Raw genomic sequence first — 26,119 nt, 5'->3', positions numbered from 1 at the left:
TGCATGGCTAATTGCAATTACATTATACTTTTCTGTTTTTTATAAAACGCATCGGCTTGCATCTGCATCAATTCACGGGCTTTTTTGCGTTTGTAATCGTAAAGTTCCTGTTCTTCGGCGATGTCTGCATAGACTCTGTTGTTAATGTCGCGGTCTGTGGTTACTAATATATCCCTTTGTGCTTTCTGTTGGGTTACCCAAGATTTTAAAGCACTCTCCTGTTCTTCCAACTTTAAATCGTAAGTCCCTTTTGGGGACAAAAGTTTAGCGAGTATAGGGGAAGTTTCAATCGCTAGGAAGAGTAAAAAGATAAAAAGCGATGGTAACCACGGAAGTTTATCCAAAGCGTTTACGCGCGCCATCAAACCATCAAAGCCATCGATTACGGGCTGGGTGTCGGCTACCTTGGTTTTATATTCGGTGGCGAGGCTTGCTATTTGTGCTTCGGCTGCGGTGATTTTTTCTGCGTTTGTTTTCTTTAATTCTGCCAATGCGGCGAGTTCGGCGTCGTGTTTTTCGCGTTTTTCTTTGTAAACTGGGCCTTTGCCTAATTTTTCAGTGCCTTTGCGGCCTTCGGCTTCGGCTATGTAGGTTTCGTATAGCGCGTTTACTTCGGCTTCTTTATCCGTTATTTCCTTTTTTAAACCTTCAATTTCGGTATCCAAAGCTGTTACGGAAGGGGTGTATTGCAAAGCCAATTGGTCTTTGTTGGCGAGGGTCATTTCGTTTTTCTCTGTGAGCAACACTTGGTTGATTTCCTTTTCGAAAATCTTCATTTCCAAAGGTTTTGAGATTACTATGGCTATGATTATTGCCAAGGCGATTCGCGGTGAGGCCTGAATTAATTCATCAAAGAAATTATTTCTTTTTTTGATGGTGGAAACGATAAATCTATCGAGATTGAAAATTAATAATCCCCAAATAGTTCCGAAGAAAATGGCGGTGTAGTAATTGTCAAAGACAGTGTAAAGTGCATAAGCCCCAGCAATGGTTGCCATAACGGCGGTAAAGAACACGGTGGCGCCAATACCGGCGTATTTTGTGCGCTCCCCAGGGGAACATTCTTCAAGGATGGCGGTGTCTGCGCCGGAACAGAAGATGAAAAAGCGTTGTAGCATAGTGATTTTAGATTGATGAATCTATATAACGCTATTTCTTTCAGATTGTTACAATTTTTGCCTTAGGCTTTAAGCCTAAGTCTTATAGCTTAGTTTATTGCGGAATATTCTCTGCTAAAATGATTTTAGCGTTTTTATCTTGAGTAAGTGAGAAAAGGGTGGAAGAAATGAGAATGTGGGTAAGGGAAGTGTTTAGGTTTTTACCCCCTTCCGTCTTTCTAAAAATGCTTTTGGGCATTTTTAGAAATCCACCTTCCCCTTTAATGGGATGTTGATGTTATGATTGTTGTTTTTAGAATAGGGGAAGGAGCTTTTTTTGATTTTATTTAATAGTTATAAAAACTCCTTGATGGTCACTTAATTCATCTTTTTTTATAAAAATGTTACTTTCAATTAATCTTTTATCAAAATCTTTTGGCAAAATGATGTGATCTATATTCTGAGCTATCTTTTCCGTGGCATTGAAGACTTCTAGTTTTTGAAAGAGCCTTTTTAATGCTTGGGTTGTTTCAGTGTTTATTGTTAATTGTTTTTCGTTTTCCTGAAAAGAGGTATTTAGATCGCCAACAATTATTAGGTTGGGGTTTGATTGGTGTATTTTTTCACAGTCGTTAATGCAGTTTTCCAATTCTTTTTGGACGAATGGCTGTTTGTTATACTAGGTTCCAATTATGGTTGTGTAAATAATGATGTTGCCTATTTCTGTTTCAAACTCTTGGGCAAGGCTTGTTTTTCCGTCTATTACATGATGCTTTTTTACACTTGGGAATTTGGAATAGATTATGGTTCGGTATGCTTTTTCGCCTTTTAGATATTCGGGGTAATTTAAATTTTCATAGCGTATGTTTTCTGGAATTTGCTCTGAAAGGTATTTGAATGGGAAGTTTGGTAGATCTAGGTTTATTGCTTCGGTAAGAATTAGGAAATGGAAGTCTTGTGCATTTAAGAATTTCTCGATTTTGAGGCAGTGATTTTTGGATTTGCTTTTATTCGCCCAATTAATATTTAGGGTTGCTAGTTTCAATTTTTGGGTTTGGCTATGTGGTTATATGTTGCAAATTTTTGGTAGTGAGGTTATGGGCGGAATGCTCGCCCAAGAAGGGGAGAACTCTAGTTACATTGTATGTTTAGAAGAATTTCTTTCTGTAATTTATTTGGGTTCCAAAATTAAAGTCACCTTATTAAAATCAGCAGCGCTGTTTATCACCTTTCGGTAATCTTCGTAAAATTCTTTTGAGATTAAATTAATCTTATAAAATTCATCTGCAGTGATTGTCAAGGTATCGCCGTCAATTTCATAAGTAGATTTAAACATTAGCACCTCTTTCCCATCTTTAGAATAAGAGTGATTTATGTTAATGTCTTCAGCATTTGCCACACGGTATCCTTCTGGAATTTTTATGTTAATGGTGCGATAGTAAGTACGGGTAAATTCATCTTCGAGGGGGAGCATACGTTCATTATCCTGATACATTTGTACTTGCTTACCAATAAGTTCGCCTACCTTAAAGAGATAACGGTTTCCAGCTTTTTCAACAAACGATTCCGTTTCAAAATCAATTACAAACTGCAAGGGTTTTATACCAAAAAGAGCGGGATCGGCATTTATCATTTCCTTACTTTTTATAACTGCACTTTCATCCAGCCTTTTAGCAAAATCTTCAAGAAGCTCGGTTTTATTTTCTTCGGGAATAAGGTGGACAAAAGGTTGTATATACCCCGCGTAATAACCACTCATAGAACGGTCGAGTTTGATTGTATTTTGGGTGAGATCCTCCGAATTAAAAGCAACATCGATAATCATTTTATCGACCGTCTTTTCTGCGGAGACAGGATTAATATATTCAATTTTTGCTGTAGCCGATTTAAAATCTCCCAAAACAACTTCTTTAATATACAGCCCATATGTGTCTGTTAAGTAAGCTGGTGGAAATCCGTAACGGGTGTCTACTTCTGTTGGCGCCAAATACTTGTCTGTTTTAGGAAAGTAGAAAAGAAACTCATTCAGGAACGTATTCGCTTCAAATTCTGGGTCAAATTTTAAGTCTTGACGGTCACTGGTTAAAATAAGCTCGTGCTTAATATCTAAAGTTTTAAAAAGTGAAATATACAAAGTCATTATTCCTTCGGTACTTGCCACTTTTTGGTCCAAGACGCTTTCTAAATCGTTGCCTACATTATTGCCTTGCTTGAGGTAAACATTGGTTTTAATATAAGACTCCAGTGTTTGGAGCACCTCATCTGTCTCCATACCCGATTTCACGCCTGCCCCATCCAAAAATTTGGTGAGCTTTTTATGTGCTTTTTTGTCAATCTCGGTATAATAATAATTGTATAAATTCTGCGAAACCTTGCTATATGAAGTAATATCCTTAGTGTTATTAGCCAGGTTTTCATCCAGTTTAAAAATCAAGGAAGCAACCGAAGCCTTATAAGCCGACTGACTTTCATGCTCCAAGCCCGGTAATTCGGCAGCGTGCATCGTCCAGTGCAAATTTTCTTCCGAAAGGGTATCTAATTTCGTTTCTGGTAAGCCATTAAAACTTTTGAACTTAAATACTAAATTGGAAGGCGAAAAAAGTTCAAAAGTGATGTCTTTCTTAGCGTAAGATGTTTGAAATGTAAGTAGCTTCCCCGAGTATTCTGGGGCGCGTTTTACCAAATAATAATACTCAATTATACTACCTTTTTCAATCCCTTCAAAAGCGAAAAATTTATATACTCGTTTTGTTTCCTCGTCTTCTGCTGTATGAATCTTTGAATCGTCCAGTACTACAATTTCGCCATTAGGCTTAATTACACGAGCTTTACTAATAAGCAATTCCGAATCGTTGTTATACGGCAAATAAATCTTGTTATAATCTTCTATACGTTCATCGCTGTTAAGCCATACTGCTTTGTGTTCTAAAAAATATTCTATAAGGTCTTTGCCTTCAAAAATAAATTCGGTAACTATCTTATCCTTCACGCCTACAATAGAAGTGCTGTCTGCAACCTTTACTGAAAAATTAGGGTTTGCTTCCCAAGAATAGTTTTTGTAAAATGGAGTTTCCTGTGCGAAAAGTAATGGAGCAATAAGTATAAGTGCCCAACAACTGATTAGTTTTTTCATAGTATATATATTATGCTTTTTTTGTAAAAGTCACCACTTCCTTATATGCCTTTTCAACCTTAGTAATAAGCTCATTAACCTCCTTTTGCTGCTCGAGATTAAGGTTTAAAAAATCGCAGATTACGGTGTGCTTATATTGTATTTTTCCATCTATTTGTGAATAAGAAATGGTCGCTTTTATATAGTCGATCTCAAAAATTTGCGATTCTGGTAAATACGCTACGCTATATCCTTCGGGAATTTGAAGTTCGGTTTCAAAAGTATAATAGTTTTTAAAATCTACTTCAATATCGCGCTTACGGTTGGGATCTGTGCGGTATTGCGAAACATATTTGTTGAGGTTTAGGTTAAGAAAAATCTGATCTCCAAATTGCTTAAAATAATCGCCAATAGTAAAATTGTAAGTAACAATTATGTTTTTATCGTAATCATCCTTATTGGTTTCTGAAATATTTTGGGCAATAAACTTATTGTTTCCTTTCTGAAAAATTTCATTGTAAAAAATATCGCGCTCATTTTTCGTATTGAGATTTCCCAAGGCATAGATATAATCTATTTTATTGTACCCAGAAATTTCAACCTCTGTTACACCAACAAGCTGCTTCCCTTCAAATTTAAGTTGGGTTTTATCTTTAACAGAATTCATCTCAGCCGGGATAATTGGGACTTTAGCAATGCGATAATTACTGTCATCCAATGCAATAAGTGCCTCTTTTCCCTGAATAAAAGAAGATGGATATGTTATCGGGATATTTCTTCCAGTAGCATCTAGGTAATAAATATCAGCGCCGTCAAAATAGCTTAAAATCATATGGTTGTCAACCATAGGCGTTGGCACTTCTTCATAGCTGTATGGAATATCGCGGGTGCCAATCCAAGTTAAATTACCTTTCAATCCTGCAATTTCTAGCATTTTAAATAGAATGCTGCTATTGTCTTTACAATCGCCGTATTTTTTCTTAAACACCTGATTGGCTTCTCTGGGAATAAAACCACCTAAGGCATACTCAAAAGCAATGTATTTAATGTTGCGTTGCGTCCAATAATAAATAGCTTTTACTTTTTCCAAATCGCTATCCAAACCATCGGTAAGACTTCTTGTAAGGGCAATAAGTTCGGGGTCTGCCGGCTCTTGATTAACATCCTTAACCAACGAGTAATACCAATTGTAAAGATCTTTGGTTTCATTAAGGACGGGCACGGTATTGCCATTTACTTCATAAGACGCAATAATTGGTACTAGGTGTGGCAGTATATTTTTATATGTTGATGCCTGAGATTCATAATCAAAAGCTTTTACATCTTTTAATTTCCAAGTGTAAGTTATCTTCCCACGTTTTTCTTCTTTGGTGAAAACAATATCCATTCCTTCAGTATTAAACTGCTTAAATTTTAAATTTACCGAAGCATCTGCAGTAATACTGAATTTATTCTGAGCTATGGGCGAAAAGTTTCCAAAATAGAAAGGAGTTAAAAACCGCGGATTCTTAATTTTTTGAGAGTATTTTAGTTGTGATCTCGACCCCTTTTTAAGGTTGGAATAAACAAAGTTTACAGATTTTGTGTCGTCATAAAAAGATTCGCCCATCTCGTCTTTTTCAGTAAAGACCGAAACCTTTTCTTCTCTGTATTTGCGGTCTTCGTAATTAAAGGAAGAAGCCTCGATTTCTTCCAATTCAAAAAAGCTTGAAAAATTTAAAGATTGTTTAGACCCCTGTGTGGCTGACTCATTAAGATATAAATTCTCTTCTACATTCTTCTCAACTATATCGATATTACCGTTTTTAATGGTGATAAAAAGATTAGATTCCTGATTAAGGCGAACAAAAGAAGCCTCGGGATACTTTTCCTTATAATTCTGAAAAATATCAGAATATTGAGCCTGTGCAGAAGTAGCAACAAGCATTAAAATAACCCCAATGTTTTTAAAGCTAAAAAACTTGCTGCGTGTATATACTTCCATTAAAATATTCTTCAGATTTGGTCTTTTTCCCTGTTTTATCATAACTGGCCGCGTTTCCGGTTTGAATGCCATTTTTAAAATGAGTTTCTTCCATTAGCGTACCATCTTCATAATACTTTGTTGCTTTTCCGTGAAGTTCCCCTATTAGATACTCCTTTCGTTCCTTCATATTTCCGTTTGCATAATAGGAAATTTTTGGACCTTGATACTCGCCATTTTCGTGCGTAAACTCATCTTTTAGCTGGCCACCGTAAAAGTAGGTTTTGTAAACGCCTGTATATTGTCCGTTTTGAAGTCCCATCTCTCGCGAAATTTTTCCATTGTCGTAATACGCAGTAATCTTCGCAGTTTCATTTTCAATAGGAATCATTGCCAACTCCTTACCGTCTTTACCGCTATGGCTATAGCCTATTAGCGTACCATGCTCATAGAATCGAACTAATTGTAGTTTCCCATTTGGACTATAAAATTCTTTACGCCCCTGTTCTTCTCCATCAATATACGTAGTGTTTGTATATAGCGTACCGTCTTCGTAATAAGATTTCCATGTGCCCACTGCATTTCCTAATTCATAATAATTTTCATCTTCAATTTGTCCATTTTCATAATACCGAATAAACTTGCCTTCAAGATTTCCTATAACGTAATTAGCTTCAACTCGAGGTTTTCCATTTTCAAAATACCAGGTCCAAGCCCCATTTTGAGCGCTGTTTAAATATGCGCCTTCGTTTTCTAATTTCCCATTAAAGAAATACGACTTGTAATCTCCGTGTTTTATTCCGTAGATGTAAGAACTTTCAGTATATATTTTTCCATTATAATGTTTAAAGACCAACAGTGTATCTGTTTTTGAGGGTTTATAGCTTACTTCCTGAAATTGCTTTTCGTTTCTGTCATAAAATGTTTCAGATAAAAAATCGCCGTATTCGTATAAAGCAATATGTGTTAGTTTGCCTTCAATGCCATAATATTTTTGTACTCCATGTAATTCATCTTTATGATAAAAATTGATGCTTTTTAAACTTCCGTCCACGTAATAAAACCTCCATTCACCTTGTTGTAGCCCATTTTTATAGCCTCCCTGATTATCTATCTTGCCATTTTTATGATAGTTGGCGTAGTAGCCCACAAGCGTGTCGTTTTTATAATTACCCAACCATTCTTTCGTGCCATTTGGATAATATGCGGTATAAACCCCTTGTGTTAAGTCATTTTCATAAGTGCCTTTTGCTGTTAAATTACCATCGTTCCCATAATACTTCCATGCTCCTTTTCGACCACCAGACACATCGTAAAGCCCTTCCGTTGTAAGATTGCCATTTGCAGCAAAACCGTTGTAGTAGAATTCGCCTCCCCGCTTTTTTCCTTCTTTTAATACTTCGTCCTTCTTATTAAAAAATCTATAATCAATTATATCGCCCTTTTTATAGGAGTAGTTATAATATTTCTTACTATCAAAATCGTAAAAGGTATAGCTTCCATCGAGTAAACCATCTAAATAATTACCTTCACTTTTTAATGTTCCATCTGGGTAGTAAGTAGTGTAAGGTCCTTGTAAAAGATCGTCCTTGTAAGTGCCAACGTCAGAAACCTTACCGTTTGAATGGTACGTTTTAATTGGGCCTTGAAGCTGCCCGTCTATATGGGTGAACTCATTAGATACGTTGCCATTTAAATAAAATATTTTTTCAATGCCATCTCTTTTTCCATCTTTAAAAGGAATTTCGGAATACAATTTTCCATTAGAAAAATACTCGCTGGCTTTTTCGTGTACCTCGTTTTGTTTGTAAGGGGTAATAAATTCAGGGATTTCCTCCCCTACCATAAAGTAGGAGGTGTAGGTACCTGAAAGTTCTCCATCCTTAAAATATTTCTTTTGTTTCAACGCGCCATTCTCGTAATAAAAAAGATATTCCCCATCAACTTTGCCGTCTTTGTAAAAGGCCTTAATAGACAATTGTCCGTCTGGATAGTAGATAACATTTTCCCCATTTAGTTCGCCATTTTTATAAATGGCCGTTTCGTTAAGTGCTAATTGATCGTTGAACCATATCCATTTGCCATTGCGCTCCCCGTTCTCGTTATATTTACCTTCGGCAATTACTCTTCCCTCTTTATTAAAATATATCCAGTCTCCAATTTGTTTTTCGTCAGCCGCCATAGCGCCCATCCCACTTATGGAAATGGCAGTCTTGTCATATTGAAATTGAACTATTTTATCGTTGAAAAGCGCTTTATTGTCAGTTCTGGTAATGGTTGTCCAAGCAAGAACTGCTGGCTTTATAAATTCCATAACCTCCTTAGTATGTTTCTCTACAATCTTTTTATAATCCTTGTTTTCTATTGAATAGGCGATGGTATAACTAAAAGCATCAAAATTTTTAGTGTCGTTAATCCACTTATAAAAAGGAACCATTTTTTCGCTCCAAAATCCACCTTTACCCTTAAAATCCTCAAGCTTTATTAGTAATGCATGATTTTGTTTGGTTAAAGCAAAATCTAATTCATTGTCTATTTTATAATTCTTATTTAATGCAATCCGGTTGCTTATTATTAAATCAATATCATCAAAAGCTTTATCGTCTTCAGAAAGAATCAGCCCGGGAGTTCGCTGGTTCTCATTTTCTGAACCTAACATAGTGTTTATCGCTTTAAGTCTTGCAAATGAAAATTCCTTATCTGGCTCTATCATTAAGGCGAGATTAAAAGCCATTAAAGCTTGTGAGGGACGTTCCTGCTCATAGTAAATAGAGCCAAGTTGCATGTATGCTTTGGTGTAAAATGGACTTAAAGCAATAACTTGTTCTAAGATTTTAACGGTCTCTTTAAGCTGCCCAATCCCTTGTAAAGCAACTGCTTTGTTATACAACAAAAGATAATTTGCAGGGAAAATTTTTAAACCTTCGTCAAATGTTTTAATGGCTTCCTCATATTTTTTTTGGTTGATATATGAAACCCCTTTGTTTTGATAAAATGAACTCTTTAGATCGCCAACACCCATGGCAAGCCCCTCATCTAAGGTGGCAACGGCATCTTCATACCTATCCAAAGCCATTAAATAATATGATTTTCTAATCAGGGAACTTGCGTAAGTAGAGTCGTTTTTATTGATCTTTCCCAAAACATCAAGAACGCCCTCGTAGTCTTTTTCTTGAGATTTTGATGCTATGGAGTTATTAATTTCATCGAGGTCAATAATTTCTAGTTTCTCTTGACCAATAGCAACAAAGCTAAATAGCCAGATTGTGAGGAGGATGTGTTTTTTCATTTTTCAAATATAGTAAACCCTTAAAATAATCTTAAAATATATTGATTTGTTATTGAAAAAATTCATTTGCTTTTTTTTGAAGTAGATAGCGGTTATTTTCCTTTAACAGCGGCAAGCATAGCCATTTGACTTGCTTGATCGTCATTGCGTTTTTGTTTTTCAATTTGTTCTATATGGTGAAATATGAGTGCGTTGTGATTGAAGGAGATGTTTGTTCATGATTTTGGTTGTTTTAGGTTAGTTGTTTTGTTTTTTAATACTAGTTGGTTTTACCCTTCTTCAAACTTCTTCTATTAAATTGAATGTTCTTTACGGTTTTCCGTAATTGGGTCTATTTTTTCAATTTATATTTTGATTTTGACAAAACCATTAAAAAAAAGCCGCCTCATCCTAAATGAGAAACGCATTAGGGGCTTTAGATTCTGGGGAGTTGGTTATGGGTTTCTATTTTTGGGATTGTAACCGCTGCGCTAAAGTTTGCTACATTTTTGTGGTGACCTACTTTAAGTACTGGACTCATAATACATTTGATTTACTACTTTTATGTGCAAAACCTTTGATTTATAGTATGTTACGGTTTTTTTGTAATGGGGGTGTCGGTCGTTAGTTGTTGGTTATTCCTCCTACGCTGAAGCTTCGGTGATTGAAGATTTCTTTTGTTAATCTTTTAGCTTGATAAACTCTACTGGGGCGTCTACATAAACGCCCTTGGCGTGTACTTTCATCCAGTTGCCGTTTGTCTCAAGTATTTCGCAATATATTTTTTTGCCTATTATGTGGCTTACGTCTTCAGGGTAGTTTTCTATTCTTTTGTAGGTTAAAACATATTCGCAGTCTGAAATCCATTCCACCGTGGAGTAAATTTCAATTTTATCAATTGGGTTTAGTTCAACCTGTGTAGAGTCTGTGCGAATTATGATTTCGGGTTGATCTTCGAGCACGTATTTGAAATTACCTGTTTTAAAAAACGCACAGTCTTTTTCTTGTGCGTTTATGCAGAAAAAAGACTGGAGGAGTATATACAGGAATAGGATTTTTTTGAGGGGTTTCATTAATGGGATTCTATTTTTATTGTTCTTTTGTTTTCAACAGTTATTTCTGAACCTTCTGTAAGCATAACCGATTCGGGTTTTAGGTTATTTAAAAAGTCAAAATCATTGCCGTACACAACTCCAAAATCAACTTTTATTTCTGAGCTTTTTACTTTGTATTGCCGCCATTTTGAGTGGGTTACTTCGTATTCATTAGTTATTTTTTCGTTCACTTTTGCATAGCCCCAATAATGTTCCGTAATGAACTCCGTTTCGCTATTTTCTGGAATTTCTGAGAGTTCAATATCTGAAATTATTTTAAATGATTGCCATTGTTTATTTTTTTTCCATTGATAGGCTACAATTCTATCCGAATCATTTTCTTCCCATTTGTGAAGCATTGGCAATGTTTCATAATTCTCTTTATAGATTGTATTTGCAACTAGGGTCAATGCTGGTTTTGGAACTATTTCCTTGATAAAAACTACGCCGCGTTTCCAGGTGCCGTTTTCAAATCTTTTTACATAAAACCGTAGATTGACTTCCTCAAAATTAACGTGGAACGGAATTTTTATTCCTATTAATTTTGTGTTGAGAAACATAAACCCGACTAAACTGACATAGCATTTGCCTTCCCATAAATCGAGTTCGGTTCCAGCGGGAAGATAGTTGGAGAGGGTTACAGGATTAATTACATAATTTGCAATGGCTAGTTTTCTCCATTCGGCTTTTAAGAAACTCATTTAGGGTTGGTTTATAGTGGTATAATACTGTTTTAGTTATAATGTGAGTGGTACAGCTCGGCAACTTTTTCTAAGTCGGTCTTACTATTAATCTCATAAAAATAATCAAGTTGCCATTGTTGGGTTTTTTGGGCTTGTTTGCTGGTGGGTGCATCCCAAATAGGGTAAACCCGAAACCCTCTTTTGCCGTCTTTCTTTTCGGTGGAAACTATCCCTTTGGCTATTAAAATTGATTTTGGGAAGACGAATTGCCCAACATGGTTTTCTTTCTGTACGTTGATAACGTAAAAGTGGAAGTTGTCTATTTCAGAATAGGGTTGGGTGATTCCCTTTGTATTTCGGTTCCAGAAGGTAACGAATTGGCCTATTTTTTTAGGGGTTGTTTTTGCGATTCTGCTTATAACAAGACGCCCATCAATTTGAAATTGACAAGCGTTGTATTCTTTGCTTTCGGGTTCGGTTATGAAGTTTGAAATGTTTAGGCCGCATTTGCGGTACATTTCTGTATTGATTTCATTCATCACCTTAAAGTGAATGTTTTATATTTCACTTTTAAATTGGCTTATTCACCTCAAACTTCAACCCGCTTTCACTGTCGGTGAAAAAGGTTTTGTCGCCGCTTTTGGAAATTTTAAGTGTCATTTTTGTGCGGGTAGTGTTGATGGTTTGGGTGCTAGCGTTGAAGCTCCACGTTGCATTTTTATTTGAAGTGGTGTTGTATGTATAAGCAGTACCGTTTTGTTGTTTCTCCTTTATCTCAAAACTATTGTCGGCATAAAGGTTAATCACGGCATTGGTCATTGCCGCTGCCATTTTTGGGTTGCTGTTGCTATTTTCAACATTTACTACAAGCCAAGTGCCGGTAACGTCTTTTTGTGTTAGCGATTGGCTTTGTGCGGTTGCTGCAAAAAGAACAAAGGCGAAGAGAACGATAAGATTTTTCATAGTATATTTTTTAAAGAATTGATTTTATGTTTTAAACTTTTGTGAAAGATAGGAAATTTTATGCTTTTTGATGCCAGACTGGTTTAAGAATAAAGAATAAGGAAAAGAGAATAGAGAAGAAAGATTTATGAGATATGAGGGTTTCTTTGCTGTGCTCAAAATGAAAGAGGCCCCTTTTAAGAGCCTCCACCAAATTAACTATTAAAAATGAAAAAAGTTACTTTTTGGTTATTTTAAGAGTTGCTTGTTTTCCTTCCGCGGTTTTTACGGTTGCCAGATAGATTCCGGACGCGCCGTTGATTTCTAAATCCAGCATTTGGGTGTTTTTGTAATTTTTTGATGAAACAACTTGGCCAAGCATATTGACAATGGTAACATTGGTTTCTGAAAAGCTTTCACCTAGATTTATTGTAAATCTGCCATTCGTTGGGTTTGGGTAGGCGCTGATAGCTGGACCAAAAGTATTTCTTGAAACGCCAAGAATGCTAGGCGTTGTTTTAAAAACCCAGTAATCATCCAGACCTCTACTGTTTTCGCTTTTATCTCCCGAAATATTGGAGTTTGAGGAACAGAACATTGCAAAATTGCCGTCAACTGTTGGTAGGATGTATGTACCGCTTTCATCGGCAGCGCCGCCAATGGAATTTTGGGAAAGGATGCTTCCAGAGGAATTTAGTCTTACCAACCAATAATCGTAGCCACCGTTGCTGTTTTCGGTTTTGTCGCCAGAAATGTTACTGTTGCTGTAACCGGCTATCATATAGGTGCCGTCTGCAAGTTGTTTTAAATCGCGAACATAGTCTATGCCACTGCCACCAATAGTGTTTTGCCAAACTAAGTTTCCACTGGTGTTCAGTTTTAATATCCAGTAATCATAATCGCCTTGAGAATTTTCGGTTTTGTCTCCAGAAATATTGGATTTTGAATAGCCGCCCACGATATAACCTCCGTCTGCTGTTTTTACCATATTGCGCAGCACGTCGCTATCGTTGCCACCATAAGTTTTGTCCCATTGTACGTTTCCGCTGCCGTCAAGTTTTACTATCCAGTTGTCAGTTACGCCTCGGTTGGTTTCGGTTTTATCACCTGAAACACCTGAAGTGGAAAATCCCCCAATTATGTAGCCTCCATCGTTTGTTTGAAAGGCTGCCTGTGGACGGTCCACCAAACTGCCACCAATGCTGTTCTGCCAAACAATAGCTCCAGTGCTATCGAGCTTTAAAGCCCAATAATCACGTTGTCCGTTGGTAGGGTCGGTTTTGTCTCCACTAATGTCGCTATCGGAATATCCGCCTACAAAGTAACCGCCATCGTTGGTTTCAACAACGTAGGTGTCAAATTCTGGTTGGGCTCCACCATAGGTTTTTTGCCAGACGATAGTGCCAGAACTATTCAGTTTTAAAATCCAGTAATCGAGTCCTCCACGAGAGTTTTCAGACTTGTCGCCAGAAATGTTTGAGTCAGACCCTGCACCTACGATGTAACCGCCATCCGAAGTTTGTTTAATGGAAAGGAGCGAATCGTTTCCGCTTCCGCCAATGGTGTTTTGCCACATAATGTTTCCTGAGGCATCAATTTTGACAATCCAGATATCGGTGCCGCCGTTGCTATTTTCAGTTTTTTCTCCAGAAATGTTGCTGTTGGAATAGCCACCAATGATGAAGCCTCCATCTGAAGTAGCTTCAAAAGCAGTTGAAAAATCGCCCTCGCTACCACCGATGGTTTTTTGCCACATAATGGCGGGATCTTGTGAAAAGGCATTACAGACACCTAATAGTAATGCGAATAAGGTAAATGAAATTTTCATAATTTGGTTTTTTAAGGATTATAATGTTACATCGAAATTGGTGTGGGAATGTCATCACTTTCTTAGCGAGTAGCTATGAGCCAATAACGAAGAGGGAAATTCAATTTGTTTTTGGTTTTCTCTAATAAAAAATGCCCCTTGTTAGAGGGGCATTCCGGTTGTTGTTCAACCTCACAAGCTATTGAATAATCATTGTTTTATAATCCTTAAAGTGTTTGATCCTTCTTTAGCTGTACTTACTTTCACAAAATAAACCCCAGCTGCGTTTGTGATTTCTTTCTCAATTGTTTTTGCCAAAGCGTATTTTTCCGAAGAAATAATTTGCCCCAGCATATTGTAAATCTTTACGGTTACATCGGTATATTCCTTTTCTAGGTCTATTGTGAAAGTACCGTTAGAAGGGTTTGGATATAGTCTAATTCGATTCAGAAAATTATCCTCAACCCCGAGTGTTCCAAACTCATATATCCTGCATTGTCCAGCATCAAACCCGTTTTCTTCATTAAAAGGGGCTCCTATGGCAACGCGCTGGCCGTCGTTGCTCAACTGAACACTGAAGCCACTGGCTTCATTTTCCGCTTCACCCAATAGATCTATTCCATATTGAAGCCACGAAGTTCCATCGAAGTGGTAAATTTTTACGAGACCTCTATCGGAATCATATAATGGGGCAGCTACCGCAAGAAACATGCCGTCGGCGTTTAAATTAATCCAATTTCCATATCCGTCCAAAGCATTTTCACCTAAAAGCGTTTGTCCAACCTGTACCCAATTGGCTCCATTAAAATTATAAACATACACAGCACCCGTATTGTAATCTGGTGCACTCACAGCAAGGAAATTTCCATTGTCGCTTAAACTTACGGAAGTGCCCAAGCGATCTCCTTCAGTTTCCCCATCTATATCATTACCAAGTTGTACCCACGCAGTTCCATTCCAGGAATATACACGGGCGTGTCCTGAAGAGTCACCCCCTCCATCATTTCCAGTTGCGCCAATGGCCACTATATTGCCATCACCCGTGATGCTTATACTGCCTCCGCTAAGATCCATAGATGCTTCTCCGTCTATATCATTTCCTTTTTGAGTCCAATCAGAACCATTATACATATATACACGAACGTGACCCGATTGTGCGCCGTTTACACCTTGATTAAAGACAGATCCTATGGCTACTAACGTTCCATCGTTACTGATAGTAACAGAAGTTCCGCTTCGGTCCTCTTCTGCCTCCCCATCTATGTCGGCACCCAACTGTACCCAATCGGTATTGTTAAACTGAAATAGACGAACCTGTCCTGCGTTGTTGCCATTGCCATCATTGTTAGTTGCGCCTATGGAGACGATATTTCCGTCTGCGCTAATGCTTACTGCCCAACCGCTAACATCTTGGCTTGCTTCTCCGTCTATATCAGTCCCTTTTTGGATCCACGAGTTGCCATTTTTTGAGAACACCCGCACTTGGCCCGAATTCTCGCCATTTATCCCATCGTTTATGGGAGCGCCAACAGCGACAGTATTTCCTGTGGCATCTAAGCTTACCCTAAAGCCGCTCCAATTATCTGCCGATTCGCCATTTATATCTTGCCCTATTTGATTCCAATTTTGAGCGGAAATGTTTAAATTAAAAAGAAATAAAATAGGGAGAAGTAATATTTTCTTCATGATATGTGGTTTTAGGATTATAGGAATACATCGAAACGTTTTTAAATTGTCATCACGATAACCGAAAAAGTGTTTTACTTTTGTAATCTATCCCTAACAATATGGCACAACACAGATTCATTGTTTGTAGTTATACTCAGTCTTTATCTTCCGGAACCGTTTCTTGGCGATCGCCCAGCAATATCGCATTAGTTAAATACTGGGGGAAATACGGTGAGCAAATGCCGATGAATGCATCAGTAAGCTTTACTTTGAGCAACTGTCATACAAATACTAAGTTGTCTTTTGAAAAATCTTCTTCTCAGGAATTTAATTTTGAAGTGTATCTCGACGGAAAAAGAGAAGTTTCGTTTGAGCCGAAAATCCAAAAATTCTTTGAAAGGGTGGAGGTGTATTTGCCATTTTTGAAAGATTTCAAATTTAAGATTGAAACATCCAACAGTTTTCCCCACAGTAGTGGTATTGCTTCCTCCGCTAGTGGAATGAGTGCATTGGCGCTTTGTTTAATGGATATGGAACAGCAAATGCAACCGCATATTATGGACGAATATTTTATTGAAAAAGCGTCTTTTCTTGCGCGTTTGGGGTCTGGTAGTGCTTCCAGAAGTGTGGAAGGACCGTTGATTGTTTGGGGTGAACACTCAGATATTAACGGAAGCAGTAAATTCTTCGGCACAAAATATCCTTTTGAGGTACATCCGAACTTCAAGAATTATCAAGACACGATTTTATTGGTTGACAAAGGCGAAAAGCAAGTGAGTAGTACCCTTGGCCACGATTTGATGCTAGATCATCCTTTTGCCGAACAACGCTTCAGGCAAGCAAAGGAAAATCTCTCCAAGCTAATCCCGATTTTTAAAAATGGTAATGTTTCTGAATTCATCAAAATTGTGGAAAGTGAGGCATTGTCTCTTCACGCTATGATGATGACCTCGATGCCCTATTTCATATTGATGAAACCAAACACCTTGGAAATAATCAATCGTATTTGGAAATTTAGGGAAGAAACTGCTAGCAACGTTTGCTTTACGTTGGATGCGGGTGCTAATGTACATGTGCTTTACCCAGAAATTGAAAAGGAAACAGTTTTACATTTCATCAAAAAAGAGCTTTCGCAATTCTGTAAAAATGGAGAGTTTATTGTAGATGAGGTTGGTTTGGGAGCTGAAAAATTAAAAATTTAAAACCCGAATAGCAAACGAACAACTTCAGTTTTCAGACGGTGCCTGTTTTTTGTTACGTATTATTAGAACAAGAAGTGCTAGCGCAACAAATCCCGCCAAAACATACCACCACCAAGCGATATCATTATTTAAATTTATTGGAGTAGTATCGCCAATAAGCACAAGGCCTGCCCAATATTGTGGGGCAACTGTACGGCCCTCGGCTGTGGCTATGTAACTTAGTTTTGCTTTTCGCAAGGCTTCATCTTTTGGCATTCCTTCGGAAAGATTGTCGTAAAAAAGTTTTACGATTACAGCACTGGATTCTTCGTCTATTTCCCAAAGGCTTGTCAAGATGCTTTCACTTCCGGCATAATTGAAGGCGTGCGCCAACGATATCATTCCTTCACCAGCTTGATAAGTGGGTTTGCCCGTGTCGCAAGCGGTAAGGATGGCGAGATTAGAAGAGAGGTCTATGTTATAAATTTCATATGAGTACAGCGAGTTTTCGTCATAGTTTTCTTTGCTATCAGTCTTTTTTGCAAAAATAAGGCGGCTCAACTCCGGACTTATATTGTTGCTTTCTGCATGGGTACCAATGTGGATTATTTTGTGTTCTTTGGCTCGATTAATAAACAACTCTTTGCTGGCGTTTTCATTTATAAAATAATTGCCATTAAAAACTTTGGCATATTGTTTCACCAGATCTTCACTAAAAGGCTGAGGTAGCAATCTTAAATAGGTTTTGTCCAACGCTACGGAATCTTTGATTGTGAGTTTGTATTCCTCCTTCATTTTTTTGTTGAAACCGGGAGCAAAGGCAATAAACTCTGAAGAATAATCGGCAACCTTGCCTTTATCTTTGTAGAGCAATAAACTGAAATTATAGGAAATATCATACTTCGCCAATAAGCTTATGGAAGCCATTTCTTGAAAATTCTTCATTGGTTTTGAGGTAAGTGTTTCAAAACTGAGGTTGAAAAGATCGCGATCGGGAATAATAACTACTTTTTGGGTATGCACATATTTTTCTAATGGAAACCATAAAGCGCGGTACAACTCATAAAGTAGCGGCCGCATTTTTTCAACTGAAAACTCGTCATTTTTGAGTTTTGGGATGTAATTTTTGACAGCTGAATAATTTAGTTTTATCATTTTTTTAATGGAATGCGAGACTACAAAAACATAGAGGTCATCTTCAATAAAAATATACCGGACCACAGTGGTATTTTTAGGTATTTTTTGTTGAAGGTCGTTGATGGGTTCTTCCAAAGTTGCATAACGCATTTTGTAATATCTGGGATAATTCTGTTTCAACGAATCCAGAAATTGTTCCCAATTTTCTGATGCTTTAAAGAATGGCGCTATGCTGCTGTTTTGTGAGTCGTTGAGGGAAGAAACCATTTTTGCCTTTAAACTGTTTTCTCTCGAAACCACTTCTTTCGGAATGTGCTGAAATGCCACGTTATCCCGAAGGTTCAATCGCGAGCGAATGCGGTTATAAATGCTCGACTCATGAAGTGCTATCATTTTGTCCAGATATACTTCGTCTTTAGTCATTTGGAAAAGTTCGAGCCGAAGTTTTTTAGCAAAATTTAAAAGTTCTTCGTTTTCGGTTATCAGTAGCGTAACGTTTTCGTTGTTGCTAACCACTTTTTTGCGTTGGTCCAAGATGGCAACACCCTCCTCCACTTGGCGTAATAGGTCTTTCAAAAAAAAGGGGTTTTTGTTTTCAGTAGAATAGTATTTTGATTGAGCATTGATAAGTAGCGCCTGTGGTTTGCGGTATTGGCTAAGAATGGAATCTGTAGCGCTTATTTTTTCGCCTTTTTTTAAGATGTTGAAACGCAGTGCTTCTTCACTAAATTTTTCAGCTTCGGCATAATCCTTAAGTAGGTAATGCACTTGTGCCAAATTGATGGTGTGATAAAATTCTTGAAGTGTGTTTTTAAAATCACCCGTATGCGTGAAATGATACGTTTCTTTGGCGAGGGAAATAGCTTTCTCTTTTTTTTGGTTTTTTGCAGCAAAGAGGGAATATTCCATAATGTTGTCCAGAAAATCCTTGGTATAGGTATCGCCCATGGATTTTCGATACATTGTTTCTGCCTTTTCATAAAAAATTGCGGCATTTTCAGTGTCGTCCATAAATTCATAAATGGTGGCGCGGGTAGATAATGCTGCGGCTCCCCAGTATAAATCGGCGCCTGGACTGGTTTTTAAGAGTTCCAATGCATGGTCGGCATTTTTTGCTGCGCCTTCAAAATCGTGACTTGCCGTTTTGGCTTCAGCAAGAATGATATTTGAAATGATGAGGTTGATGTCGTTTTTTTCGAAAAGCTTTTTTTTCTGTTCAAAAGAATATTCAATTAGTTCCTGCGATCTGGAGTACTCGCCAAGGGTATTGTAAAAAGTTGCCATATTATCTATCACAACACATTGATGGTTTTTTGCTTTATAGGTCCGTGCTTCATCCGTGGAGCGATTTATATATTGCTGAAAGCCAGCAAGGGCTTCTTCTGAAATTGCAATTGCTTCCTGATTTTTACCCAAAGCGTTCCACAAAATAGCAAGGTTCATTTTCACTAGCGATGGACGGTAATAACGGTTCATAATATCGGTTTCATCCGTTTTTTCCAATACCTTCACGGCTTCTTGAAAATAGAATTTTGCACTGTCCAGTTTGGCTTCCTGCCACATCATTCCGCCAAGGGCATTGTAAACTTGGTTATAAAAAACGTAATCTTGTTTTCCGCTCTTCCTCAACAACCGCAGTGATGTTTGGTAATGTTTATTTGCCAAAGGGAAACCGCCCATTTTAGATGCATAATAACCCCGGCGATACTCCACACCTGCAACGTCAGTATTTTGCGGTTCTTTATTGCGAAGTGCGAAGGGAATGGCAGTTTCTAGAAAATCGTAGGCTTTTTGATGCTGCCCAGCATCATCGTAAATCCAGCCCATTTCTGTAATAGCTTCAACAACAAAATGCGGGGAAGCGTTATTCTTTATTTCTTGAGTAAGTACCTCTGCTTTTTTGATAGCCAGTTTCTTATCACCGTTATTTAGCTTAAAACTGCCTTCAAACTGGATGTAATTATAAAGGCTATCGAATATTTTTTGGGTGCGATAATAGGTAAGGTTTTTTGATACTTCCGTTTGGGCTTTTGCAAGCGAATCCTGTTCAATAAGGGTTTGGATTTCTTTTACGGACATAATTTTTTCTTGCGGATACATTGTAAACACAGAAAGAAATATAATGATGTGAGGTAAGGAAAAAAATATCCAACGTTTGAATTTCATAGTTGAAAAACCTAAAAAATAAGTAAATGTTTCTGGGGATATTTTGAAGAAAGATACAACTTATTTTTGATTGGCAAATTTCATACAGAGCTATTGCTTTATGAAATTACTTCAATTTTGTTCCTCATATTCCGTCCAAGTTTGGTTGTTGATATTGTTGTCTTGGTTCGGATTGTAGTTAGCATTGTCACTTTTTATATATTCGCCTTGGCTGTTTATCCAATATTGATTTGCGCCTGCATCTACTTTATAAGTTTGTCCAGTATTAGGGTCCACTACATTAGTTCTTTCGTTTACATAGTCCAGAAACTGCTCTTGGTTTCTATCTCCCGCGACTTGATTGGCTCGCCAGCTTTCCATATTTTGGTCCATCGCGGCCATTCGCTCATTGAAACGTGCAGTGTTTTGGTCGCCAAAGGATTTTATATTCGCCATTCGTTGTTGGTGGCCGGCATTGCTCTGCTGGGCAATTTGCATATCCTTTTGGTTTACTGCCTGCAGCCACTGTGAGTTTATTTGTTGGTTTAAAAGCCCGTTGAGGTATTGTATTTTGGCTTGTTCAAAAACATTTTTAGAAGTTTCAAGCACAGAATAGGTTATGCCCCAGTAACCTCCGTATTGATCGTAAGAAACGTAATGATGCAATACGGTAAGGAATGAGGTGCCATCTGGGTCGCGCCATTCCAGGCCCATAACGGTGAACGTTTTTTGTGAAGGCATGCTCTTATACAGTTGGTCATCAAATTGTTTGTCCCAAGCAGCAAATTGTGGCATTGGGTATTTCCGCACCAGTTTGCGATTTATTTTATTGGCGTATTCCATAAAACCTTCATTTATTACTTGGTCTATGGATTTTGGAAGCTGCACCTGCATTCCGCTTTGCTGATACATTTGGTTCATTTGTGGGTCTTTAGAAAACATAAAACTTCCCCCGCGTTCGCCGTGAACTTTAATTCCATTTGGCCCTGTATAGAGGTACTCGCCGCCATTTTGTTTTTGCCAAGAGGAAGGAAATGGAATGCGCGACATCACCATTCCGTTTCGGGAATCTATGGTGTTGAAGTATTTCATTTCACCTTTTTTTGCAATCTGATTGTTGCCGTTTTCATAATTTTCGGAGGCGTTTTCTTCGTTGTAATACTCCCCGAAGGTGTCTTCTTCATTAAAATTCTGTTGTTTTCCATTACTATTAAGGCATGAAGTGAAAATGGAAGAGACTAAAAGGAGGACGAAAAATGATGTTGAAGTTTTCATTGTGCAAGGGTTTTTGACACTACATCGGCAAATTCATTAAAATGTCATCAAGAATTTGTAGAATACTTAAATTCAACTTTTTAATTTAAATTTTTTGAACTTCTGAATGAAATTTTCTGAAACTATAATTCTTAAAAACCGTATCTTTGCATTTTAAAAAGAATCTTATCGTTAAAATCTGTATTTTTAACATTAGAAAGAATTAAAATATGCACGGCCCCCTCTTTTACTCAAAAATTTTACTTTTCGGTGAATATGGAATTATCAAGGATTCCAAAGGATTATCAATTCCCTATAATTTTTATAAAGGTGCGTTGAAAATTGATAAACACCATACCATTTCCACACACAAATCAAACGCTAGCCTAAAACGGTTTGCTGAGTATTTGGAAACACTTCAGACAGAAAATCCAAAATTGGTTTCTTTTGATATGGAAGCTTTGAAAAAGGACGTGGAAAGGGGATTGTATTTTGACAGTAGCATTCCACAGGGTTACGGTGTGGGTAGCAGCGGCGCTTTGGTAGCGGCTATTTACGATAAATATGCAAATGATAAAATTACGGTTCTTGAAAATCTTACCCGTGAAAAACTGCTTACTCTAAAAGCTATTTTTGCTGAAATGGAGTCTTTTTTCCATGGAAAATCTTCAGGTTTAGATCCGTTGAACAGTTATTTGAGTCTTCCTATTTTAATCAATTCCAAAGACAATATTGAGCCTGCCGGTATTCCTTCTCAAACCGAAAACGGAAAAGGTGCCGTATTTTTATTGGACAGTGGCAGTACTGGTGAAACCGCTCCAATGGTTCAGATTTTTATGGAAAATATGAAGCAGGAAGGTTTCCGGAATATGCTTAAAGACCAATTCACAAAACATACAGACGCTTGCGTTGAGGATTTTCTGCAAGGCGACGTGAAATCGCTTTTTGGGAATATCAAACAGCTTTCAAAAGTGGTTTTGGACAATTTTAAACCAATGATTCCAGCACAGTTCCACAAACTTTGGAAGAAGGGAATTGATAGCAATGCATACTACCTAAAACTTTGTGGCTCTGGCGGAGGAGGCTATATGCTTGGCTTCACGGAAGATATTGACGAAGCCCGTAAGGCCTTGAAAAATTATAAACTTGAAGTGGTTTATAGTTTTTAAAGCATCATTCTTCTGGATTCTTTCTTTTTAGTTTCAAACCAAAAAATATAAATTTTGATTACTTTGCTAGCAATTGATTTCTATTGTGAAATCGATTGCTCATATCTTGTTTTTATAATTCATTGAAAATGAAATTAAAATTACCCCTCTTACTTATTTCGTTTCTATCGCTGCAAAGTTTTGCCCAAGTTGATTTTGAAAATAAAATCATTATTGGCGATTATAATGCCACCCAAAATCCACGCTCTGTTTTTGCAGCCGATATTGATGGTGATGGGGATATAGATATTCTCTCTGCTTCAATGAATGACAGTAAAATTGCATGGTATAAAAATTTAGACGGACAAGGGACTTATGGCGATCAGCAATTAATTAGTGTGAACGCAATTGGCGCTTCATCGGTTTTTGCGATTGATATAGATGGAGATTCAGATATGGATGTACTTTCCGCTTCATCTAATGACAATAAAATCGCGTGGTACGAGAATTTGGATGGGCAAGGTACATTTGGAGTCCAGCAAATTATTACTACCGATGCTATCAATGCGCTTTCGGTTTTTGCTTCAGATATTGACGGCGATGGCGACATGGATGTAATTTCTGCTTCGGGGAATATTAATGAGGGTAAAATTGTATGGTATGAAAATACCGATGGATTAGGGAATTTTGGGACACAAAATATAATCAATCCAAATGCCTTGGGCGTATATTCGGTTTATTCGGCAGATATGGATAATGACGGAGATATGGATGTTTTATCGGCCTCGGGATTGGGCAATGAGTTGGTGTGGTTTGAAAATATAGATTCACAAGGGCAATTTGGGGCCAAACAGAATATAGGCTTGGGTAACTTCAAATATGTGCAGGCTGCGGACATTGATAGCGATGGAGATATGGATGTAATTTCTGCTTCATCTAATTCTAGCACAGGTACTATAGCATGGTATGAAAATCTGGATGGACAGGCAAGTTTTGGTGCGAAACAAATAATAACCTCGGGTACCTTTAGCCCATATACCATTTTTGCTTCAGATATTGACGGTGACGGAGATCTTGATGTAATTTCAGGACTTTCTAGAGATCAAGATACTTCCATTGAATGGTATGAAAATTTAGATGGAGAGGGTAATTTTAGTGCGCCCCATTTTGTGAATACATCCTCTGGATTTACTTTTTCTATTTATGTTGCCGATATTGATAACAATGGCGGTGCGGATATTATCTCTGCTTCAGAAGACAGGATAGGGTTTCATAAAAATCTTGATGGAAATGGCACTTTTGGACCGCATCAATATTTCACTTATAATGTAGATTCTCCCCAAAGCATTTATGCCGCCGATATAGATGGTGATGGCAACTTGGATGTGCTTTCAGCTTCCTACTCCGATGGAGAAATAGCTTGGTATAAAAATGTGGACGGTTATGGGAATTTCAGTATACAAAAAACCATATCGCAAAATAATTATGGTGCGAAAGCCGTCGTAGCAAAAGATGTGGATGGTGATGGAGATTTAGACGTTGTATTTGTTTCTCAACATCTTGTGGCTTGGCAAGAGAACTTAGATGGAAATGGACTATTCAGCGAAAAGAAAATAATAGCCAATCAAATTTCAAGTGCTTATATTGATATTGCTGCTGAAGATATGGATGGTGATGGTGATGTGGATGTAGTAACAGCCACATTTTTTACAAACAAATTGTCATGGTTTGAAAACTTGGACGGACAAGGAAATTTTGGATCGGAACAAATTATTGTTGATAATTTTGCCTTGAGTCCGTATAATATTCACGTCGCAGATATTAATAACGACGGAAGATTGGATATTGTTTCTGCTTCATTAATAAATGGTGCGACAAATTGGTATGAAAATTTAGGAGGTGGAGTTTTTAGCCCACCCCAGTTAATTGCTTCAACTCGTAACAACAATATCGATTTTGTTCATGCTTCCGATTTGGATGGCGATAACGATTTGGATGTAATAATAACCCAAAGATTGGATGGTAAGGTGGTATGGTTTGAGAATATAGATGGCCTAGGTGATTTCGGTCCAGAGAAGAATATTGCATCAGGGCTAGATACACCCGTTGGCGTTTATACATCGGATTTGGATAATGATGGCGATCTTGATGTACTTTCGGTTTCCCTTTACGGCGATGTGGTTGATTGGTACGAAAATCTTGATGGCGCTGGGAATTTTGGGTCACAAAACATTATAATGAATAATGCTGACGGAGCCAATTTTGTTCTAGCAAATGATATTGATGGCGATGGCGATATGGATGTTATTGCTAGTCTTAGAGATTCAAATGAAATAAGATGGTTTAAAAATACCCTTATCTTAGGCACTAATGAAGCCGCCACCCTAAACTTTTCCATTTACCCCAACCCATCATCGAATACTCTGAATATTAATTGCATAAAAACTATTCAAAAAGTTGAAATATATAATAACTTAGGGCAATTGATTACAAGAAATATTAATGTCTTGAATGATAGTAATTCTGAATTAAATGTTTCAAAATTAGAGGCAGGAGTTTACTTCATCAAAATAATAAGTGCAGATGGTGAAATTGGCGTTAGAAGATTTATTAAAGTATAAAGTGGTTTGAATTTTAAGTCCTTTCAAATTGTTTTAATAGCTAACTATTTACGCGATAAAAATGCTCAATAGAAAACAAAAACTCTTCCTATTAAAGTTTTTCAGCCTGTTTTCTTTGGTTCGCGGCTACAATATTCTCATTATTGTAATTGCCCAATACCTCACCAGTATTTACATTTTGGCTCCAGATTTGCGCGTTCGCGATGTTTTGTTTGACGTGAATTTGCTCATGTTGGTCTTGGCTTCATCTTCAGCAATTGCCAGTGGTTATATCATAAACAGTTTTTACGATAGCGAAAAAGATTTAATAAACAGACCGCAGAAAACAATGTTGGACAAACTTGTGAGCCAACGCACCAAGCTTTCGGCTTATTTTGTACTCAACTTTTTGTCGGTCATTTTTGCGAGTTATGTTTCGTTTAGAGCTGTGCTATTTTTCTCTATTTATATTTTTTTCCTTTGGTTCTATTCGCATAAACTGAAAAAATATCCTTTCATTGGAAATATTACGGCAGCTATTCTCGCAGTAATTCCATTTTTTGCAATTTTTGTGCATTACCGAAATTTTGATGTTGTAATTTTTGTACACGCCACCTTTCTTTTCTTGTTGATTGCTATGCGCGAATTAGTGAAAGATCTTGAAAATATTAAAGGCGATTTAACCCATGGTTACAATACAATTCCAGTGGTTTATGGCGAAAAAACTTCCAAAATAATGCTTACTGTTTTAAGCGTATTGACTTTGGCGCCAATCATTTTGCTTATCACTAAATTTAAGGATGAGATAGGTTATATGGATTACTATTTTTATGTAAGTATTATAGGATTGGCCGTGTTTCTTGCGGTTCTTTGGTATTCAAAAAACAAAATCCATTATATGGTTTTGCACAATATTTTGAAGTTCGCCATAGTAATTGGCGTTTTCAGCATTGTGCTAATTCATGTAAATTTATTGCTTCACCGCTTTTTCTAAAAAAAGAACCAAGAATAAAGAGCCAA

General features: G+C 37.3%; 19 protein-coding genes. 4 read left to right on the top strand and 15 right to left on the bottom strand.

The window, feature by feature from the left end; all coding sequences use genetic code 11:
- Nucleotides 1-17 precede the first annotated feature (17 nt).
- The 13 genes from ESU54_RS05260 to ESU54_RS05205 form a co-directional block, all read right to left on the bottom strand.
- On the bottom strand, nucleotides 18-1,118 hold the full coding sequence (locus tag ESU54_RS05260) for a DUF4407 domain-containing protein (RefSeq protein ID WP_111843494.1): 1,101 nt from the start codon (nucleotides 1,116-1,118) through the stop codon (nucleotides 18-20).
- A 94-nt stretch (nucleotides 1,119-1,212) separates the two neighbouring features.
- On the bottom strand, nucleotides 1,213-1,356 hold the full coding sequence (locus tag ESU54_RS17795) for a hypothetical protein (protein ID WP_160113252.1): 144 nt from the start codon (nucleotides 1,354-1,356) through the stop codon (nucleotides 1,213-1,215).
- Nucleotides 1,357-1,440: 84 nt separating this feature from the next.
- Nucleotides 1,441-1,746, bottom strand: coding sequence for an endonuclease/exonuclease/phosphatase family protein (locus ESU54_RS05255; protein ID WP_111843495.1), 306 nt, complete (start codon nucleotides 1,744-1,746; stop codon nucleotides 1,441-1,443).
- A gap of 30 nt (nucleotides 1,747-1,776) precedes the next feature.
- A complete protein-coding gene (locus ESU54_RS05250) occupies nucleotides 1,777-2,142 on the bottom strand; it encodes a hypothetical protein (protein WP_111843496.1) in 366 nt (121 codons plus the stop codon).
- A gap of 126 nt (nucleotides 2,143-2,268) precedes the next feature.
- Nucleotides 2,269-4,230, bottom strand: coding sequence for a DUF3857 domain-containing protein (locus tag ESU54_RS05245; RefSeq protein ID WP_111843497.1), 1,962 nt, complete (start codon nucleotides 4,228-4,230; stop codon nucleotides 2,269-2,271).
- 10 nt (nucleotides 4,231-4,240) lie between these two features.
- Nucleotides 4,241-6,193 carry a DUF3857 domain-containing protein gene (locus tag ESU54_RS05240; RefSeq protein ID WP_111843626.1) on the bottom strand — a complete coding sequence of 651 codons (1,953 nt, stop codon included), beginning with the start codon at nucleotides 6,191-6,193 and terminating at the stop codon, nucleotides 4,241-4,243.
- Nucleotides 6,162-9,461: a toxin-antitoxin system YwqK family antitoxin gene (locus ESU54_RS05235; RefSeq protein ID WP_111843498.1), complete on the bottom strand. Its 3,300-nt coding sequence runs from the start codon at nucleotides 9,459-9,461 to the stop codon at nucleotides 6,162-6,164. Before ESU54_RS05235 ends, ESU54_RS05240 begins: the two co-directional genes overlap by 32 nt.
- 659 nt (nucleotides 9,462-10,120) lie before the next feature.
- Nucleotides 10,121-10,513, bottom strand: coding sequence for a hypothetical protein (locus ESU54_RS05230; RefSeq protein ID WP_111843499.1), 393 nt, complete (start codon nucleotides 10,511-10,513; stop codon nucleotides 10,121-10,123).
- Nucleotides 10,513-11,235, bottom strand: coding sequence for a YqjF family protein (locus ESU54_RS05225; protein WP_111843500.1), 723 nt, complete (start codon nucleotides 11,233-11,235; stop codon nucleotides 10,513-10,515). Before ESU54_RS05225 ends, ESU54_RS05230 begins: the two co-directional genes overlap by 1 nt.
- A 32-nt stretch (nucleotides 11,236-11,267) precedes the next feature.
- Nucleotides 11,268-11,756 (bottom strand): MepB family protein, encoded by a 489-nt coding sequence (locus ESU54_RS05220; protein ID WP_111843501.1) that lies wholly within the window; start codon nucleotides 11,754-11,756, stop codon nucleotides 11,268-11,270.
- A 31-nt stretch (nucleotides 11,757-11,787) separates the two neighbouring features.
- The gene (locus tag ESU54_RS05215) at nucleotides 11,788-12,180 is read right to left on the bottom strand and encodes a hypothetical protein (RefSeq protein ID WP_111843502.1); all 393 of its coding nucleotides are present in this window, start codon (nucleotides 12,178-12,180) and stop codon (nucleotides 11,788-11,790) included.
- A gap of 217 nt (nucleotides 12,181-12,397) precedes the next feature.
- Nucleotides 12,398-13,987 carry a T9SS type A sorting domain-containing protein gene (locus tag ESU54_RS05210; RefSeq protein ID WP_111843503.1) on the bottom strand — a complete coding sequence of 530 codons (1,590 nt, stop codon included), beginning with the start codon at nucleotides 13,985-13,987 and terminating at the stop codon, nucleotides 12,398-12,400.
- 189 nt (nucleotides 13,988-14,176) lie between these two features.
- Nucleotides 14,177-15,652, bottom strand: coding sequence for a T9SS type A sorting domain-containing protein (locus ESU54_RS05205; protein WP_111843504.1), 1,476 nt, complete (start codon nucleotides 15,650-15,652; stop codon nucleotides 14,177-14,179).
- A gap of 101 nt (nucleotides 15,653-15,753) precedes the next feature.
- Between ESU54_RS05205 and ESU54_RS05200 the strand changes: the two genes are divergently transcribed.
- Nucleotides 15,754-16,836, top strand: a complete 1,083-nt coding sequence (locus ESU54_RS05200) for a diphosphomevalonate/mevalonate 3,5-bisphosphate decarboxylase family protein (RefSeq protein ID WP_111843505.1) — start codon at nucleotides 15,754-15,756, stop codon at nucleotides 16,834-16,836.
- Between the two features lie 24 nt (nucleotides 16,837-16,860).
- Here ESU54_RS05200 and ESU54_RS05195 read toward each other — a convergent pair whose 3' ends face one another.
- Together ESU54_RS05195 and ESU54_RS05190 are read right to left on the bottom strand one after the other, a co-directional pair.
- The gene (locus tag ESU54_RS05195) at nucleotides 16,861-20,031 is read right to left on the bottom strand and encodes a CHAT domain-containing protein (RefSeq protein WP_235004536.1); all 3,171 of its coding nucleotides are present in this window, start codon (nucleotides 20,029-20,031) and stop codon (nucleotides 16,861-16,863) included.
- Nucleotides 20,032-20,229: 198 nt separating this feature from the next.
- Nucleotides 20,230-21,372 carry a hypothetical protein gene (locus tag ESU54_RS05190; RefSeq protein ID WP_111843507.1) on the bottom strand — a complete coding sequence of 381 codons (1,143 nt, stop codon included), beginning with the start codon at nucleotides 21,370-21,372 and terminating at the stop codon, nucleotides 20,230-20,232.
- Nucleotides 21,373-21,581: 209 nt separating this feature from the next.
- Between ESU54_RS05190 and ESU54_RS05185 the strand changes: the two genes are divergently transcribed.
- From ESU54_RS05185 to ESU54_RS05175, 3 genes are all read left to right on the top strand, one after another.
- The gene (locus tag ESU54_RS05185; protein ID WP_111843508.1) at nucleotides 21,582-22,520 is read left to right on the top strand and encodes a mevalonate kinase family protein; all 939 of its coding nucleotides are present in this window, start codon (nucleotides 21,582-21,584) and stop codon (nucleotides 22,518-22,520) included.
- Between the two features lie 128 nt (nucleotides 22,521-22,648).
- On the top strand, nucleotides 22,649-25,120 hold the full coding sequence (locus ESU54_RS05180) for a T9SS type A sorting domain-containing protein (RefSeq protein ID WP_111843509.1): 2,472 nt from the start codon (nucleotides 22,649-22,651) through the stop codon (nucleotides 25,118-25,120).
- Between the two features lie 61 nt (nucleotides 25,121-25,181).
- Nucleotides 25,182-26,093 (top strand): geranylgeranylglycerol-phosphate geranylgeranyltransferase, encoded by a 912-nt coding sequence (locus ESU54_RS05175; RefSeq protein WP_111843510.1) that lies wholly within the window; start codon nucleotides 25,182-25,184, stop codon nucleotides 26,091-26,093.
- Nucleotides 26,094-26,119 lie beyond the last annotated feature (26 nt).

This window comes from Aequorivita antarctica, from assembly GCF_007997155.1.
GTDB lineage: Bacteria > Bacteroidota > Bacteroidia > Flavobacteriales > Flavobacteriaceae > Aequorivita > Aequorivita antarctica.
This window is presented reverse-complemented; position numbering and strand designations above follow the sequence as displayed.